The 17,516-nt window shown below is 59.5% G+C and carries 11 protein-coding genes; 4 read left to right on the top strand and 7 right to left on the bottom strand.

Features of this window, described 5'->3' with window-relative positions; genetic code table 11:
- Positions 1-6 precede the first annotated feature (6 nt).
- Together AB4O05_RS21600 and AB4O05_RS21595 are read right to left on the bottom strand one after the other, a co-directional pair.
- Positions 7-1,611, bottom strand: a complete 1,605-nt coding sequence (locus AB4O05_RS21600) for a carboxyl transferase domain-containing protein (RefSeq protein ID WP_460135386.1) — start codon at positions 1,609-1,611, stop codon at positions 7-9.
- A gap of 99 nt (positions 1,612-1,710) precedes the next feature.
- Positions 1,711-2,874, bottom strand: coding sequence for an isovaleryl-CoA dehydrogenase (locus tag AB4O05_RS21595; protein WP_460135387.1), 1,164 nt, complete (start codon positions 2,872-2,874; stop codon positions 1,711-1,713).
- 149 nt (positions 2,875-3,023) lie between these two features.
- Between AB4O05_RS21595 and AB4O05_RS21590 the strand changes: the two genes are divergently transcribed.
- Both AB4O05_RS21590 and AB4O05_RS21585 read left to right on the top strand, forming a co-directional pair.
- A complete protein-coding gene (locus AB4O05_RS21590) occupies positions 3,024-4,655 on the top strand; it encodes an AMP-binding protein (RefSeq protein ID WP_460135388.1) in 1,632 nt (543 codons plus the stop codon).
- 98 nt (positions 4,656-4,753) lie between these two features.
- Positions 4,754-9,883 (top strand): NEL-type E3 ubiquitin ligase domain-containing protein, encoded by a 5,130-nt coding sequence (locus AB4O05_RS21585; protein ID WP_460135389.1) that lies wholly within the window; start codon positions 4,754-4,756, stop codon positions 9,881-9,883.
- Between the two features lie 549 nt (positions 9,884-10,432).
- Here the strand turns inward: AB4O05_RS21585 and AB4O05_RS21580 are convergent.
- The 3 genes from AB4O05_RS21580 to AB4O05_RS21570 all read right to left on the bottom strand — a co-directional run bounded on the left by AB4O05_RS21580 (position 10,433) and on the right by AB4O05_RS21570 (position 12,764).
- A complete protein-coding gene (locus AB4O05_RS21580) occupies positions 10,433-11,332 on the bottom strand; it encodes a hydroxymethylglutaryl-CoA lyase (RefSeq protein ID WP_460135391.1) in 900 nt (299 codons plus the stop codon).
- Between the two features lie 16 nt (positions 11,333-11,348).
- Positions 11,349-11,741 carry a MerR family transcriptional regulator gene (locus AB4O05_RS21575; RefSeq protein WP_406959950.1) on the bottom strand — a complete coding sequence of 131 codons (393 nt, stop codon included), beginning with the start codon at positions 11,739-11,741 and terminating at the stop codon, positions 11,349-11,351.
- Between the two features lie 78 nt (positions 11,742-11,819).
- Positions 11,820-12,764, bottom strand: a complete 945-nt coding sequence (locus AB4O05_RS21570; RefSeq protein WP_460135392.1) for a LysR family transcriptional regulator — start codon at positions 12,762-12,764, stop codon at positions 11,820-11,822.
- Between the two features lie 166 nt (positions 12,765-12,930).
- On the opposite strand from AB4O05_RS21570, the gene AB4O05_RS21565 reads away from it, so the two are divergent.
- Entirely contained in the window at positions 12,931-14,160 is a 1,230-nt protein-coding gene (locus tag AB4O05_RS21565) for an acyl-CoA dehydrogenase (protein ID WP_460135393.1), read from the top strand.
- 234 nt (positions 14,161-14,394) lie between these two features.
- Here AB4O05_RS21565 and AB4O05_RS21560 read toward each other — a convergent pair whose 3' ends face one another.
- Complete coding sequence (locus AB4O05_RS21560) at positions 14,395-15,729, bottom strand: substrate-binding domain-containing protein (RefSeq protein WP_460135394.1); 1,335 nt, start codon at positions 15,727-15,729, stop codon at positions 14,395-14,397.
- A 114-nt stretch (positions 15,730-15,843) separates the two neighbouring features.
- Positions 15,844-16,656, bottom strand: coding sequence for an exodeoxyribonuclease III (gene xthA, locus AB4O05_RS21555; RefSeq protein WP_460135395.1), 813 nt, complete (start codon positions 16,654-16,656; stop codon positions 15,844-15,846).
- 169 nt (positions 16,657-16,825) lie between these two features.
- On the opposite strand from xthA, the gene AB4O05_RS21550 reads away from it, so the two are divergent.
- Positions 16,826-17,476, top strand: coding sequence for a GNAT family N-acetyltransferase (locus AB4O05_RS21550; protein WP_460135396.1), 651 nt, complete (start codon positions 16,826-16,828; stop codon positions 17,474-17,476).
- The last annotated feature ends 40 nt before the right edge of the window (positions 17,477-17,516 follow it).

Raw genomic sequence — 17,516 nt, 5'->3', positions numbered from 1 at the left:
CTCCATTTACATGCGGAACACGCCGAAGCGGCTCGGCTCGATGGGGGCGTTCAGCGCGGCGGACAAGGCCAGGGCCAGCACATCACGGGTTTGCAACGGGTCGATCACGCCGTCGTCCCACAGCCGTGCACTGGAGTAGTAGGGGTGGCCTTGGGTTTCATACTGGTCGAGGATCGGCTGCTTGATCGCGGCCTCTTCCTCGGCGCTGAAGCCGTTGCCGGCACGCTCGGCCTGCTCGCGCTTGACCTGCACCAGCACGCCGGCGGCCTGCTCGGCACCCATCACGCCGATGCGCGCGTTGGGCCACATCCACAAAAAACGCGGGTCGTAGGCGCGGCCGCACATGCCGTAGTTGCCGGCGCCAAAGCTGCCGCCGATGATCACGGTGAACTTCGGCACCTTGGCGCAGGCCACGGCGGTGACCAGCTTGGCACCGTGCTTGGCGATGCCGCCGGCTTCGTATTTCTGACCGACCATAAAACCGGTGATGTTCTGCAGGAACAGCAGCGGAATCCCGCGTTGGCAGGCCAACTCAATAAAGTGCGCACCTTTCTGCGCCGCTTCGGCAAACAGAATGCCGTTGTTGGCCAGGATCGCAATCGGGTAGCCGTGCAGGTGCGCAAAGCCGCACACCAGCGTGGTGCCGAACAGCGCCTTGAATTCATCGAACACTGAACCGTCCACCAGGCGCGCAATCACCTCGCGTACATCGAAGGGCTGCTTGGCATCGGCCGGAATCACGCCGTACAGCTCCTCGCTGTTGTACAACGGTGCCACCGGCGTGCGTTGCAGCAACTGCCCCTGTTTGCGCCAGTTGAGGTTGGCCACGCTGCGTCGCGCCAAGGCCAGGGCGTGTTCGTCGCTGTCGGCATAATGGTCAGCCACGCCGGAGACCTTGCAGTGCACATCGGCACCGCCGAGTTCTTCGGCGCTGACCACTTCACCGGTTGCCGCTTTCACCAACGGCGGGCCGGCGAGGAAGATGGTGGCTTGCCGGCGCACCATGATCGCTTCGTCGGCCATGGCCGGTACATAGGCGCCACCGGCGGTGCACGAGCCCATCACCACGGCGATCTGTGGGATGCCCTGGGCGCTCATGTTGGCCTGGTTGAAGAAGATCCGCCCGAAGTGCTCACGGTCGGGGAACACCTCGTCCTGGCGCGGCAGGTTGGCGCCGCCGGAGTCCACCAGGTAGATGCACGGCAGGCGGTTCTGCTCGGCGATGGTCTGGGCGCGCAGGTGTTTTTTTACGGTGAGTGGGTAGTACGAGCCGCCTTTTACCGTGGCATCGTTGGCCACGATCATGCATTCGACACCTTCCACGCGACCGATCCCGGCGATCACCCCGGCGGCGGGCACGTCTTCGCCATACACCTGGTGGGCGGCCAACTGGCTGAGTTCAAGAAACGGCGAGCCTGGGTCGAGCAGGCGATTGATGCGCTCACGCGGCAATAGTTTGCCGCGTGCGGTATGCCGTTCCTGAGCCTTGGTGCCGCCGCCTTGTTGTACATGGGCGAGCAGGGTGTGCAGGGCATCGACCTGTTGGCGCATTGCCGCGCTGTTGGCGGCAAACTCCGCCGAGCGCGGGTTGAGCTGGGTGTGTAAAGGCATGGCTTACTCCGTAAGCGCTACAAGCTTCAAGCCTTTAGCTGCAAGTGAGCACGTCGCTCTGACTTGCAGCTTGCAGCTGATAACTGGCAGCTGCGAAATTCATTTCGTTTCATTGAACAGTTCGCGACCGATCAGCATCCGCCGAATCTCACTGGTGCCCGCACCGATTTCATACAGCTTGGCATCCCGCAGCAGGCGTCCGGCGGGGAATTCGTTGATATAGCCATTGCCGCCGAGAATCTGGATGGCGTCGAGGGCCATTTGCGTGGCGCGTTCGGCGCTGTAGAGGATCACCCCGGCGGCGTCCTTGCGCGTGGTTTCGCCGCGCTCGCAGGCCTGGGCCACCGCGTAGAGGTAGGCGCGGCTGGCGTTGAGCTGGGTGTACATGTCGGCGACCTTGCCCTGGATCAACTGGAATTCGCCGATGCTCTGGCCGAACTGTTTGCGGTCGTGGATGTACGGCACGATCAGGTCCATGCAGGCCTGCATGATGCCGGTCGGGCCACCCGAGAGCACCACGCGCTCGTAGTCCAGGCCGCTCATCAGCACTTTCACACCGCCGTTGAGCATGCCGAGGATGTTTTCTTCGGGCACCTCCACGTCATCGAAGAACAGCTCGCAGGTGTTGGAGCCGCGCATGCCCAATTTGTCGAACTTGTTGCTGCGGCTGAAGCCTTTCCAGTCGCGTTCGACGATAAATGCGGTAATGCCGTGGGGGCCCTTTTCCAGGTCGGTCTTGGCGTAGATCACGTAGGTGTTGGCGTCGGGGCCGTTGGTGATCCAGGTCTTGCTGCCATTGAGCACATAGCGGTCGCCGCGTTTGTCGGCGCGCAATTTCATCGAGACCACATCGGAGCCCGCATTCGGCTCGCTCATGGCCAGGGCGCCGATGTGTTCGCCGCTGATCAGCTGGGGCAGGTAGTTGAGTTTCTGTTCATGGTTGCCGTTGCGGTTGATCTGGTTCACACACAGGTTGGAGTGGGCGCCGTAGGACAACGCCACCGAGGCCGAACCGCGGCTGATCTCTTCCATGGCCACCACGTGGGCCAGGTAACCCAGGCCGGCGCCGCCATATTCTTCCGCCACGGTGATACCCAGCAGGCCCATGTCGCCGAACTTGCGCCACAGGTCGGCGGGGAACAGGTTGTCGATGTCGATCTGCGCCGCGCGGGGGGCAATTTCCTTGGCCACGAAGGACTGCACCTGGTCGCGCAGCATGTCGATGGTTTCACCGAGGGCGAAGTTCAGGGACGGGTAACTCATGACTGGCACCTTAATGTGAGCGTTGTTGTTGTGTGGGTGATGGGCCAGGAGAGGGCGCTCACCTTTACGTTAACGTAAGCTTGCGTTGCGGCACTGTCAATCGTAGTTTACGTTTACGTCAACCTACAAAAAAGACAACAGGGGTCGTTATGGAACAGTCGGACCAGAGCTACAGCCGTGGCTCCCAGGATAAGCCCTTATTGGCCATGACCATTGGCCAGGCTTTCGATCAAACCGTCGCGCAACATCCCGATGGCGAAGCCTTGGTGGTGCGTCATCAGCAACGCCGCTACACCTGGCAGCAACTGGCCGAGACGGTTGAGCTGCACGCCCGTGCCTTCCTGGCCCTGGGCATGCAGGCCGGCGACCGCCTGGGCATCTGGGCGCCCAATTGCGCGCAGTGGCTGATCAGCCAGATCGCCAGCGCCAAGCTCGGGGTTATCCTGGTGAATATCAACCCGGCCTATCGCAGCAGCGAACTGGACTACGTGCTCAAGCAATCCGGTTGCCAGTGGCTGGTGTGCGCCGGCTCGTTCAAGACCTCTGACTACCACGCCATGCTGCAGGAACTGAAGCCGGACCTGCAGGGCATCATCAGCCTCGACCCCAGCCCGCCGCCGGGTTTTATGCCCTGGTCGCAGCTGGCGATCCTCGGCGCAGGTGTCTCGCCCGAGCAATTGCATGACCGCCAACGCAGCCTGCACTTCGACCAACCCGTCAATATCCAATACACCTCCGGTACCACCGGCTTCCCCAAGGGTGCCACCCTCAGTCACCACAACATCCTCAACAACGGCTACATGGTCGGCGAAAGCCTGGGCCTGGGCGCGCAGGACCGCCTGGTGATCCCTGTGCCGCTGTATCACTGCTTCGCCATGGTGATGGGCAACCTGGGCTGCATTACCCACGGCTCCACCATCATCTACCCCAGTGACGGCTTCGACCCGCTGCTGACCCTCGGTGCCATTGCCGAAGAGCGCGCCACTGGCCTGTACGGTGTACCGACCATGTTTATCGCCTTGCTCGATCACCCACGCCGGGGCGAGTTCGAATTATCCACCCTGCGCACCGGCATCATGGCCGGCGCAACGTGCCCCATCGAAGTGATGCGGCGGGTCATCAGCGAGCTGCACATGGGGGAGGTGCAGATTGCCTACGGCATGACCGAGACCAGCCCGGTGTCGTTGCAGACCGGTGCAAATGATGACCTGGAGCGCCGGGTGACGACTGTCGGCCGCACCCAGCCGCAACTGGAAAACAAGATCATCGACGACGCCGGCAACACGGTGGCGCGCGGCCAGATCGGCGAACTGTGCACCCGTGGCTACAGCGTGATGCTCGGCTACTGGAACAACCCGCAGGGCACCCGCGAGGCCATCGACGACGCGGGCTGGATGCACACCGGCGACCTGGCGACCATGGATGAACACGGCTATGTGTGCATCGCCGGGCGTAACAAGGACATGATCATCCGGGGTGGCGAGAACGTGTACCCGCGGGAGCTGGAAGAGTTTTTCTTCACCCACCCGGCGGTGGCCGATGTGCAGGTCATCGGCATTCCCGATGAGCGTTACGGCGAAGAGATCGTCGCCTGGGTCAAGCTCCATCCTGACCATGTGGCCAGCGAACTGGATTTGCACACCTGGTGCAAGGGCCGTATTGCGCACTTCAAGACACCCAAGCATTTCAAATTCGTGGATGAGTTTCCGATGACGGTGACGGGCAAGATCCAGAAGTTTCGGATGCGCGAGATCACCCTGGAAGAGATCAGCCGCGGCTGACACACGTCGCCATACGCAAGGTGATATTTGTGTGCCGCTTGTGTGCCCATGCCACAACCTAGGGTAGCGAACCTATTTCGTTCCCCAGGGTTACGCACGTGCCAGAGACCACTTCAGACCAGAATGAACAAGATGTTCACCTTCACACCCTCAGAGACAACACACCCGGCTGGTACACCGATTCGCTGGCCAAACACAAAACACAACTGGCCCTGCAGCCACTGAACATTCCGGATTGGTTCAAGCATGCGTCGGGTCCAAGCAGGGACGCGCTCAAGGCGATCCATGTACGTAGCCGGCGTTCGTTGAATCAGTTGGACCAACTGCTGATCGGGTTGAACAGTGCCGCGGATTTTGCCGAACCCTTGCTGGTCGAGGCCATCAAGAAAACCTTCGGCCTTCAATTGGATGTCAGGCGGGTTTTTTATGCCCGCAAGATGGAACAAAAGGAATGTGATCGCGTGCCCTATGAAGCTTCCCAAAGCAGTAAGTCGGCACGGACATCAAGGTTCTATTTCTATAAAGGGGTGAGCCTGCTTGAAGCGGCACTGAGCAACTTCAACGAAGATGAAACCAGGGTGCCCGTTTGCCAGGACTGCCACCTGATTACCCGATACGATTTTCATCGGCCTTTACTGCCGCATTCCGGCGATCTCAGGTCTATGCCGGCCGGAATCAAGGCACATGAGTTTGCCCGCATGTGCAGGACACTGGACCTCGGGGCGCGGTACTACGAGCATGTCCGTGCCACCCTCAATACGCAGATCACCTCGACAATTGCGGGGGTAGCCTCCGGTAAGCTTTACAGCTCGATGATCACCGCGCATCGCAACCAATTGGAACTGGCCGCGCAGGTCGCGGTGATGAAGCGGGACATCCAGAATGATGGCCATGCGTTGATAAGGGATATCCTCGTCAACCAAAGCGGCAGGCAGCTGGACGGGGAGGATATTAAGTTCTCCAGGTTTTCGCTGTGCGCATTGACGCTGGAAAATATTCTGATCATCGGGCCTGTGGCGGTAAAACCCCACTTAAGGAATGCTTCGACTCAGCCACGTCGATGCCTGGTTTATATCCCGGGCGATCCAGAATGTGTCTTGAAGGAATACTCCAATCTAGGCTGGTTTGCCGATGAGTTGACCACGCGTTTGTGCAAGGCCGAGTACCGTGCGTTCTTCAGCCAATTCGTGCCGCTTTCCGAACAGGAGGTTTTTTTCACCAAACTCAAGACGCTGCTTGACCCTACGGGAAAGTTCACTCAGTTCCAGGACTTCGACCCGGCTCGTAAAAGCAGGATCCGTAGTCCAGCCGACTTCGGCTACGGCCTGTCATTAAAGGATGTGTGGCTGGACAGCGCGTTGCAGAGCATCCGCGTGATCATGGCCAACAGTCGCGCCGCAGCTGTTTCGACTGCGGACATGGATAACCGTGTCGCAAGCGCCAGGCTGTCGTTGTGGGGAAACAGGCTGCTGGACATTCTGAACGTGGCAGGGCTTGTGGTGCCTGGTCTTGGCGAAGTCATGCTGGCCGTGGGGGCTCTGCAAATGGCCTACGAGCTTTTCGAAGGAATCGAGTCGTGGTCCGGCGGGCACGCTCAAGAGGCCTGGGCGCATTTCTCGACGGTATTGCTGAGTGTGGCGGGGTTGGCGATTCCCAAGGCACTGCTGTTGGCCAAGGAGTCGGCGTTCGTTAAGCGCCTGGTCCGTGTCGAATTTGCGGACGCAAGAGTCCGCTTGCTTGACTCCGATCTGGGGGCTTTCAGGCACTCGATTACGTTGCCTGCTGAGCTCAAACCTGATGCCAGGGGGCTTTACGTTCATGACGGCGAGAGTTACCTACCGGTGGAGGGCGGGCACTATAAAGTCGCCGGCACCCACAACGATACCCGGCTGATTCATCCAGACGACGCTTCGCAGTATTCACCGCGCATTCGGCATAACGGCGGCGGTGCCTGGGTGCATGAGTTCGAACAGCCCCTGACCTGGGACCGCAGGACGTTGTTACGCCGTATAGGGCACACTGTCGATGCCCTGAGCGATACAGACTTGGAGCGGCTCAGGGTCATGAGCGGGGTGACGGATGAAGAGCTGCGCGCCATCTACATCGACCAGCAGTTGCCCCCACCGCTGTTCATGGAGGCCCTGGGACATTTCGAGGCGAACGCCAGGTACCAGACGTTGCTCGAAAATTTGCGCAGTACGGAGCCTGAAGCGCTTATGCGTGTAGACGGGTATCAGCAGCTCAAGCTGATCACGCGCGAGGGTGTGTGGCCTGCTACGAAGACGGTCGCAGTCATTGACGATAGCGGCAACGTCGTATGGCAATCGGCTGATGCAAACACGCAAAAGCCAGTGATTCGTCTGGACGAAGGCGATGTTCATGCAGGGCGTATCTTGCCGTCTCTGTTGGCGCAGATGGACCTGGTCGAAGCGCGTCAGTTACTGGACGAGGGCATTGTGCGCGATACCGTTACGCTCGATCTTATGTTCGGCCCGACCGAAGTCGAATTGCCAGAACACTTGCAACGCCCGCTCCAGAGGCGGGCGCTTGACGTGCCGTCTGATGCCAAAAGGGCTGCGAATTACCAGCGGCGTTTGCTGCAATTGGCAACCGACCATCGCATTGAAATCATCGAGCACAACATTGCGTCCAGTAACCTGTCCGGTGACAGCAATGTGCAGTTGGTCCAGCGCTCCTTTCCTGGCCTGCCCAAACGGGTCATCGAAGAAATCCTGGCTCACGCCAACAGCGCCGAACTGGAACAAATGGCACAACACTCGCGCCTGCCGTTGCGTTTGGCAGAAGAGGCACGCTGTTATTTGCCCCGTGTGCGTATCATGCGCGCAAACGTTGCCATCAACTTTGACACTCGACTGACGATGGACAGCGCGCGGCTTGCCTTGCACAAGCTGGCAGCGATCCCCGGTAAGTTGGATGGTACAGGCATCGAATTGCGCGCCGGCAGCTCCACGGGCACAGTGCTCGACCGCGTTGGCAGCGCAGATGCGCCCCGGCACTTTAAACTGGTACGTGCCAGCATGGAGCATTGGGAAGTCCTCGATGCATCGGGTAGCACCCTGTACTCACGTGCAGACAAAGATGCTTTCTACAGCGCGCTTTGGTACACCACGGGCGGGCAATTCACAGACTGGGAAGCGCTCAATATCGCGACCGAAGATCTGAAATCCGAGCTTGTGCGCCAGCCATTGAGTGAGTCAGTGGCCAGACGTGCGTTGGGTGTGCAGCCCATCAATCCCGCTTACAAATCACCCCTGCGCCTTGCCGATGGGCGTTTCGGTTATCCATTGAGCCCTGTGGGGGGAGCCGCGAAACGTCCTTTCTCTTGTAGCCTTGCCGCAGCCAAGGTCTATCCATCCAAGACACTTGAAGAGGTGGAAGCCTTTCTGGACCTTGAGGGACGTAGCGATGCTGACCTCCTGGCAAGATTGACCGCGCTTGGGCATGAATTCGAGCAGCTTGATACCGTACTGGCCACATGGAGCGAGGAGGCGGGCTCAGCCTATGCCCGTGCCAGGCGCAGGGTTGCCCATTCGATCAAATACGCTTGGCAGCGAGCCTCTGCCCCAAGCTTCGCGGCGGATGGGACGCCCATCGGCTGCAGCCTGGATTTGTCTGAGGAGTCCATCGGGCAACTTCCGATGATCACCGCCAATATGGATCATGTGGGCAGTCTTAATTTGAGCCGTATGAGCCTGACCGACGACTCAATGGCGTTCTTGAGGTGTTTTGGCAGATTGCGCTGGTTGAAGCTCCATGGAAACTATCTGACCCAATTGCCGGATTTTGCCAATGACGGTATGTGGTTGACCAAGCTGGACGTGAGTACAAATGATATTGAGCTGACCGCAGAGGCGAACGCGCGGCTGGAAGGGATGCACCGTTTGAAGATCCTCAATCTGTCCGGCAACCTCCGTTTGGGATGGACCGCCAACCTGAGCGGAATGCGCAGCCTCAATCGGCTTGACTTGAGCGACACAGCCACAACGACCTTTCCCTCTGGCGCGGAACATCTGACGCAGCTTGCCTGGATCGATCTGCATTCGAACCAGATCAGCACGCTGCCCGAGTATGCGTATGAGCATCCTCAACGAATCAATCTGCACGACAATCCGTTATCAGCACAGACGCTCCAGCGGCTTGGTCTCCAGGCCCCTGTGGTTCAGCCAGGCTGGGAGCATGTTACGGCTGCCGAAGGGCGCGAGGCATGGCTGCGTGACCTGGAGCAAACCGAGCGATCCCGCTGTGAAACCATCTGGGACTCGCTCACGGCCAATCCGCAATCAAGCACATTGCTTACAGTCGTGGCCGATACCACACGGTCCGCCGAATACCTCACCGCAGCCACCCGACCGCAATTGAGGGCGCGTGTTTGGGAGATGCTCAAGGCGGTCAGCGAAAGCGAGAGTATCCGCAATGGATTGTTCGAGATTGCCGACGACAGGGTCACTTGTGGTGATGGCAGCACGCTTGAGTTCATGAACCTGGAGCGTGAACTGTTTGTGCTGAACGTTACTGATCTGGCAGATGGACCGGATCTTGAGAATCAGTTGTTGAGCGCATCGAAAAAACTGTTTCGACTGAAGTTGGTCGATGAGATTGCGCAACGAGAGGTGATTTCCAGAGGCGCTGCGTTTACAGAGCAGAGTGAAGTGATTCTGGCGTATCGAATTGGGTTGGCAGACAAGCTGGCTTTACCGGTCAAGTCGCGGGAGATGCTGTTTTCTCAGGTGGCCAACGTGAGCCAAGCGGCCATCAATGACGCCTACGCTCAAATACTCACAGCCGAAGCGGTCAGCAGCGATCAGGAAACGTTTCTGGTTCAACAAGCCTTCTGGGACAGATACCTGCGTACGCACTATGGCGCTGAGTTCAAAGCGCTGATAGCCGGCGAAATCGAGCGTATAGATGAAAAGACCGACGCTTTGTATGAGTTGTCGAGGTCGCAGGAAGCGCCGGGTGCTCAAGTGGATCAAGCGACAAGGGATGCCTGGCAAACAACACGAGACCAGGCGGTCGAGAGGGTGGCAAGTGCGCTGGGCATGAGCCGGGAACAGATTCTGGTGGATGGCTCGATGCAAAGTGACTTCTATGTAAAACAGATGGACGCGCTCAGCACCGCACGAAGGGAACAGGAAAACCTGGGGCTAGCGTTGTTGACGCGAAAAATACTCAATAATCACGCGGCGGAGCAGGGTACGCAGCTCTGAAACATCAACGGGAGAAAGCACAAAGGGGACCCGAAGGTCCCCTTTAATGTGTCGTTGCGTGCTCTTTTTTTATTATTGAGGGGCGGTCTATTGTTGTTTTTGGCAACCGTTACCCTTTACCGCTATTTTTGGCGACCCCCATTCGGGGTCAAGAGCAAACGTATTTTTTTGAGCGCTGATCTGCTTCTTCGTTATCGATCCAACCAGTGGGCAGCTACCTGAGGTAGTTTTATTTTTCTCTAACCGGTTGCGGGTTTCGGCGAGCCTGACCCTGCGAAGCACATCTTCTCCAAAAAAATCTGTTAGCTGCGTCTCTGCCGTGTTGTTTTTGTTATGTCAGAGTCGTTTCGTCTTATTTTTATTAGGTTTGGCGCTTTTTATTCTTGTTATGCCAAAGAGATAGCAGAAGGCGTGCCAACTTTTAAAAGTCTTTTAAAATCAGCGTGTTGTATTTTTTGTGGGAAATGACCTGCGGTAAACCGGGCGAGAAATGTTCCCGTGTTACTCGCTTTGTCAGCGTGCGGTAACACATTGTCACAGCCGCGCTACTCAACCGGCGTTACGTGCCTTGGCGACCCGCGATCCGCTGGGGCGTCCGAGGACGTTGCTGATTTGCCGCCCCGCGCGAATCAACGCCTCCAGGTCAATTCCGGTGTCGATCCCTAACCCATTGAGCAGGTACACCACATCTTCGGTGGCGACGTTACCGCTGGCGCCTTTGGCATAAGGGCAGCCGCCAAGGCCTGCGATAGAGCTGTCGAAGACGTGGATACCTTCCAGCAGGCTGGCGTAGACATTGGCAATCGCCTGGCCATAGGTGTCATGGAAGTGACCGGCCAGCTTGTCCCGTGGCACCTGCGCACCCACCACCTCAAACAGCCGCCGCGTGGCCCCCGCCGTGCCGGTGCCGATGGTGTCGCCCAGGGACACCTCATAACAGCCCATGGAAAACAGTTCGCGCGCGACCGTCGCCACCTGTTCCGGGGCGACCGTGCCTTCGTACGGGCAGCCCAGCACGCAGGACACATAACCGCGCACACTCACCCCATGCTGCTTGGCGGCAGCCATGATCGGTATAAAGCGCTCCAGGCTCTCGCGGATGGAGCAGTTGATATTGCGTTGGGAAAACGCCTCGGACGCCGCCGCAAATACCGCAACCTCTTTGACGCCAGCCGCCAGCGCGTCTTCAAAACCACGCAGGTTCGGCGCCAGCGCGCCGTAGGTCACGCCGGGCTTGCGTTGTATCTGCGCAAACACCTCGGCGGAGCCGGCCATCTGCGGCACCCACTTGGGCGACACAAAGCTGCCGACTTCGATATAGCTCAAGCCGGCGGCGCTGAGGGCGTCCACCAACTGCACTTTGTCGGCCACGCTGATGGGCTGGGCTTCGTTCTGCAAACCGTCGCGCGGGCCGACTTCCACCAGGCGTACGTGTGAGGGTAGGGACATGGCAGTTACCTTCTGATCAATGGCCGGCCTGGCTCATGGTGTGCGCAAGGGCTTGGGTGCAGCGCTCTTCGGCGGTGTCCAGCTCCAGTTTCATCTGTTCGATATCCAACAGTTGCTGTTCCAGCTGCTCGCGGCGCTCGGCGATTTTCGCCAGCATGCTGTTGAGCTGGATATGGTTGCCGCTGGACGGGTCGTAGAGTTCGATCAGCTCGCGGCACTCGGCCAGGGAAAAACCGATACGCTTGCCGCGCAGGATCAGCTTGAGGCTGACCTTGTCCCGTGCCGAATAGATACGCTCCTGGCCCCGGCGCTCCGGGGCCAGCAGGCCCTGTTCTTCGTAGAAGCGAATGGCGCGGGTGGTGATGTCGAGTTCGCGGGCAAGGTCGGAGATGCTGTAGGTCGTGCTCATGGAGGCGCTCAAGAAGGTCTTGGCGCTAAGCTAATGGCAGGTTGACGTAAACGTCAAGCCTGCCGGCTGTTCTCGCTCCTACACGGAATGGGCTTGCAGTTTGTCCAGCTTCTTCTCATGGGCCGTGACCTGCTGGCACAACTCGATCATCTGCTCACGCATCCAGCGGTTCGCCGGGTCCTGGTCGGTGCTTTCGTGCCAGTACAGATGGGTTTCCACCGATGGCACGTCATTGATCGGCAAATAGAACCAGTGCAGTTCATGGCGCCGAGCGAAGCGCTCCGGCACGGTCATCACCATGTCGGTTTGCTGCAGCACTTGGGAGGCCATCAGGTAATGCTGGGAACGCAAGGCGATCTTGCGCTGCAGGCCCATCTTGCCCAGGGCCAGGTCGACATGGCCCAGGCCGTTGCGACGGCTGGAGATATGGATATGGGTCAGCCCCAGGTAATCGTCCAGGCTCAGCTTGTCCTTGCCCGCCAGCGGGTGGCCCTTGCGCATGGCGCACACGTAACGGTCTTCCATCAACTTGACATGGCGCACCTGCGGGTCGGTGTTGAGCGGCGCATCCACGGCAAAGTCCAGGCGCCCGGCGGCCAGTTCCTTGGTGGTTTCGCGGCGTTTGGACAGGAAACTCTCGATGACCACGGTCGGCGCCAGGCGACGCAGACGCTGGAACAGCGGTGGCAGGATCACCGCCTCGGTGAGGTCGGTCATGCTGATGCGATAGGTCTTGGCCGCCTGCTGCGGGTTGAAGATGCGGCTTTCCTGCACCGACACCCGCAGCAGCGACAGCGCATTGCGCACCGGGCCGATGATGTTCTGCGCCATCGGCGTGGGCACCATGCCTTGAGCGGTACGTACGAACAGCGGGTCGTTGAAGGTCTCGCGCAGACGCGCCAGGGCGTTGGACACCGCCGGCTGGGTGATCCCGACAATCTGCCCGGCGCGGGTCAGGTTGGCTTCGGTGTAGATCGCGTCAAAGACGATAAACAGGTTGAGGTCGACCTTGCTCAGATTCATGGGGTTGCGCTCTTATTGTTAGATGGCGATTGGTTGCGTGCTGAGGCGCCGATCATATATCGGTGATGAATGTTAATACACGCCGAGAATAGGCTAGGTAAATTATCAACGCTGTTCTAGCATCGAATGCATGACCTAAACAACCTCTCAAAGAAGGGAGCTGCCCATGGATTTCGCCTATTCGCCCAAGGTTCAGGAACTGCGTGAACGCGTCACCGCGTTCATGGACGCCTACGTCTACCCGGCCGAGCCGGTGTTTGAACGGCAAGTCAGCGAAGGCGACCGCTGGCAGCCCACAGCCATCATGGAAACGTTGAAAGCCAAGGCCAAAGCCGAGGGCCTGTGGAACCTGTTTCTGCCCGAGTCCGAACTGGGCGCCGGCCTGACCAATCTTGAATACGCACCGCTGGCGGAGATCATGGGCCGCTCGCTGTTGGGCCCGGAACCGTTCAACTGCTCCGCCCCCGACACCGGCAATATGGAAGTGCTGGTGCGCTATGCCAATGAAGAACAGAAACAGCGCTGGCTCGAACCGTTGTTGCGCGGCGAGATCCGCTCGGCATTCGCCATGACCGAACCGGACGTTGCTTCTTCCGATGCCACCAACATGGCCGCCCGCGCCGAACGCCAGGGCGACGAATGGGTGATCAACGGCAAGAAATGGTGGACCTCCGGTGCCTGCGACCCGCGCTGCAAGATCCTGATCTTCATGGGCTTGAGCAATCCCGACGCACCGCGCCACCAACAGCACTCGATGATTTTGGTTCCGGTGGATGCGCCGGGGGTGAAAATTGTGCGTCCGCTGCCGGTATTCGGCTATGACGACGCACCCCACGGCCACGCCGAAGTGCTGTTCGACAACGTGCGGGTGCCCTATGAAAACGTCCTGCTCGGCGAAGGTCGCGGCTTTGAAATCGCCCAGGGCCGCCTTGGCCCGGGCCGTATCCACCACTGCATGCGCTCCATCGGCATGGCCGAGCGGGCGCTGGAATTGATGTGCAAACGCTCCGTCAGCCGCACCGCGTTCGGCAAGCCGCTGGCACGGTTGGGCGGCAATATCGACAAGATCGCCGACTCGCGCATGGAAATCGACATGGCACGGCTGCTGACATTGAAAGCGGCGTACATGATGGACACCGTGGGTAACAAAGTGGCGAAGAGCGAAATCGCGCAGATCAAGGTGGTGGCACCGAACGTGGCCTTGAAAGTGATCGACCGCGCCATCCAGATCCACGGCGGTGCCGGTGTATCCAACGACTTTCCGCTGGCCTACATGTACGCCATGCAGCGCACCCTGCGCCTGGCCGACGGCCCGGACGAAGTGCACCGGGCGGCGATCGGCAAGTTCGAGATCGGCAAGTACGTGCCCAAAGAGCTGATGCGCGGCGGGCAGTAAGACCGCCGCGCCCGATGAGCATGGGTATCTACACATTTTCAGAACCTGACAAATCTCCCTGTGGCGAGCGGGGCAAGCCCGCTCGCCACAGCGCGTCACATCCTTAACTGACCAGCATTGGGACAAGCCCGGCTCCCACAACAGCCCTATCTGCCGGGCGTTCAGCGTTGAGCCAACGTTGTGTAGATACCTATGCCGCGATGAGGCCGGCGTCAACAACACAAAACCCAGGGCTCAATACACCCAAACCTCCACCCGCCGATTCTTGATCCGCCCTTCATCCGCCGTATTCGTCGCCACCGGCATCTGCGCGCCAAACCCGCGAATATCGCGCAGCACCACGCGGTGTTTGACCAACTCCCGACGCACCGCCATCGCGCGCAGTTTCGACAGCAACGCCGCGCGTTGCGGGTCGTTCTTGGCATCGCCAAACCCCACCAGCGTGACCTGCTTGTCGAGTTTTTCGTGGTCTTTGAGATACGCCACCACGCGCTGCAGGTCCTGGCGCGCCTTGTTATCCAGGCTGGCGCTGCCTTCCTCAAAGCGAAAATTCACCGTCAGCCGCTGGGCGTCGCGAGCGATGGCCTGATAGTCCTCGGGCATCGACGGGCGTGGCTCCACGGCCATCGCCTGCACCTGCTGCGCGATAAACCCGTTGGCCGCCACGATCGCCTGGCCTTGGCTGCTCTGGGTAAATCTCACCAGTGCCTTGGCCCACGGGTTATGGCCCGATGGCGGCAGGTAAAAGAACAACCGCCGTGACAGCGGGTAATCCTCGGTGGCAATCAAGCTGTTCAACGGCAACATGGGGTGCGAGTCGCCGTCGACAATCGCCACGGCCTTGGCCTTGCGCACGTACGGCAAGCCGATAAAACCGATGCCTTGGGGGTCCTGGCTGACCGCATCGGACAGCTGCTCGCTGGACTCGAAACGCTTGGCCGACGACACAAGGGGTTTGTCGCGCAGGCGCAGCACCAGTTCCTTGAACGTGTCGTAGGTGCCGGATTGGTCATCCCGCGCATACACATGAATGGCACCACCGACGCCCCCCAATGCTTCCCAGGTGCTGGTCTGGCCGTTAAAAATCTGCGCCAGTTGCTCAGTGTTCAGGCTGGTCAACGGGTTGCTTGGGTTGACGATGATCGCCAGGCCGTCGATGGCGATCACTTGTTCGGCCTCGGGGCTTTTCAGGTCGCCGAGGGGTTCCAGGTCCACCAGTTCACCGTCTTTGATCGGGCGCGAAGAGGCGGCGAGGTCGGCGCTGGCTTTTTTCAATGCGGCGAACCCGGTGCTTGAACCGTGGGCCGCGACTTCCACGGTGACCGTCTTGCCCTGGCGCGTCTTGCCAACCATGCGCTGCTCATTGGCACCCTCGACGGGTTCGCTGTGCACGCTGCGCAGCCCCTGATGCTCCATCAACCCTTTGACCAACGCCGGCCCCAGCGCGGCGCCAATGGTGTTGGAACCCTGGATGCGCAATGCGGGACCCTGGTCGGGAACGGGTAGGGGAGCGGCCACAGCGGAAAAGGAAAATACGCCACACAACAGAAACAGAACGCGCAGCGTCATGCCGGCACCTTCTTAAGCCAAAGGGAGTGCCGGGAGATTAAGTCAGTTGCATTTCAATCATGTGACTGATGCGTTATCAATCCAACTGCAGGGGCAGGCCTGCATTGAATGGACTCAGCTCAATTCCAACCAGATCGGCGCATGGTCCGAGGGCTTTTCCAGGCCCCGCAAATCGTAATCGACGCCGGCATCTTTCACGCGCGGCACCAGGCCCGTGGACGCCATGATCACATCGATGCGCAGCCCGCGCTTAGGCTCGTCTTCAAAGCCACGACTGCGGTAGTCGAACCAGCTGAAACGGTCGGTCACGTCCGGGTTCAGGTGCCGGAAGCTGTCCACCAGGCCCCAGTTCTTCAGGCGAGCCATCCACTCGCGCTCCTCCGGCAGGAAGCTGCACTTGCCGGTTTTCAGCCAGCGCTTGGCGTTATCGGCGCCAATGCCGATGTCGCAGTCTTGCGGGGAAATATTCACATCGCCCATCACCACCAGCGCCTGCTCATTGCTGAATTGGCTTTCCAGTAATTGCTGCAAATCTTCGTAGAAACGTTGCTTGGCCGGGAACTTGGTCGGGTGGTCGCGGCTTTCGCCTTGTGGGAAATAGCCGTTCATGATGGTCACCGGATGGCCGTTTTCGTCCGCGAACGTGCCCCAGATAAAACGGCGCTGGGCGTCTTCGTCATCGCTGGCGAAGCCTTTCTGTACGCTCAGGGCTTCCTGGCGCGAGAGCATGGCCACGCCGTAATGGCCCTTTTGCCCGTGGTAGTACACGTGATAGCCCAAGGCTTGTATTTCGGCCAGCGGGAACTGGTCATCGTGCACTTTGGTTTCCTGCAGGCCGATGACGTCCGGCTGGTGCTTTTCAATCAGCGCCGCCAGCTGATGAGGGCGAGCGCGCAGCCCGTTGATATTGAAGGAGACGATTTTCATGGTCGGCAGTCCAGTCCTGGCAAAAGGGCGATGCTAGCCGACAAGTCGGATGGGGGCCAGCATGGCGGTAGGACAGATGCGCTGCTAATGTCTGGGAACGACTGCCGCCGTGCAGGTTCGTACCCATAAGAACGCCATCCTTTGAGTGGCGCCCAGGGAGATTCACCGTATGCCTGATACAGACACCGCCCTTGCCGAGATACGCCTGCTCAACAGCGGTTATTCCCGCGAAGCCCGTTCCCTGTTGTACCAGGCCTATCGGCATGAGCCGACATTCGCTTACATCTTTGAAGCGGAACGCGCCGGCTATGAACAGCGCGTACGCGCCACGGTACGTGAACTGGTCAAGCAGCATTTCTTTCAGAAACTGCCGGCGATTGGTCTGTTTGTGAATGACCGGTTGATCGGCATTGCCTTGATCGCGCCACCGCAACGGCGGCTGGGGATTACCGAGAGCTGGGCCTGGCAATTGCGCATGTGGCTGAGCACCGGTGTGCGCGGTACCCGGCGTTATCTGGAATACCACCAGGCGGTGCTGGCCTGCCTGCCCAGCGAGTCGGTGCATGTGCTGCCGCTGCTGGGCATCCACCCGCAACTGCAGGGCAAACATTACGGTGAGCAGTTGTTGCAGGCCGTGCATAACTGGTGCGCCGAAGACCCTCACTCCTCCGGCGTGGTATTGGATACGGGCAATTCACGCTATCTGGATTTCTATAAACGTCAGGGCTACGAGGAAATCGGTGAAGTCGCTGTAGGCCCTATCCTGGAACACGTGTTTTTCCACCCCAATCCGCAGCCGTTACATGCTGCAACGGCTTAACACAGAATTATTCAGACAATTCTCGGTTCAAACAGCCTCC

Source organism: Pseudomonas sp. S1_G07 (assembly GCF_054668565.1).
Note: the sequence above shows the minus strand (reverse complement) of the source record. Positions and strands in the feature narration are given on the sequence as shown.

Bases quoted from the DNA above. Each gene is read 5' to 3' on its own strand.
- AB4O05_RS21600 (WP_460135386.1), bottom strand. From the start codon at position 1,611: ATGCCTTTACACACCCAGCTCAACCCGCGCTCGGCGGAGTTTGCCGCC.
- AB4O05_RS21595 (WP_460135387.1), bottom strand. From the start codon at position 2,874: ATGAGTTACCCGTCCCTGAACTTCGCCCTCGGTGAAACCATCGACATG.
- AB4O05_RS21590 (WP_460135388.1), top strand. From the start codon at position 3,024: ATGGAACAGTCGGACCAGAGCTACAGCCGTGGCTCCCAGGATAAGCCC.
- AB4O05_RS21580 (WP_460135391.1), bottom strand. From the start codon at position 11,332: ATGTCCCTACCCTCACACGTACGCCTGGTGGAAGTCGGCCCGCGCGAC.
- AB4O05_RS21575 (WP_406959950.1), bottom strand. From the start codon at position 11,741: ATGAGCACGACCTACAGCATCTCCGACCTTGCCCGCGAACTCGACATC.
- AB4O05_RS21570 (WP_460135392.1), bottom strand. From the start codon at position 12,764: ATGAATCTGAGCAAGGTCGACCTCAACCTGTTTATCGTCTTTGACGCG.
- AB4O05_RS21565 (WP_460135393.1), top strand. From the start codon at position 12,931: ATGGATTTCGCCTATTCGCCCAAGGTTCAGGAACTGCGTGAACGCGTC.
- AB4O05_RS21560 (WP_460135394.1), bottom strand. From the start codon at position 15,729: ATGACGCTGCGCGTTCTGTTTCTGTTGTGTGGCGTATTTTCCTTTTCC.
- xthA (WP_460135395.1), bottom strand. From the start codon at position 16,656: ATGAAAATCGTCTCCTTCAATATCAACGGGCTGCGCGCTCGCCCTCAT.
- AB4O05_RS21550 (WP_460135396.1), top strand. From the start codon at position 16,826: ATGCCTGATACAGACACCGCCCTTGCCGAGATACGCCTGCTCAACAGC.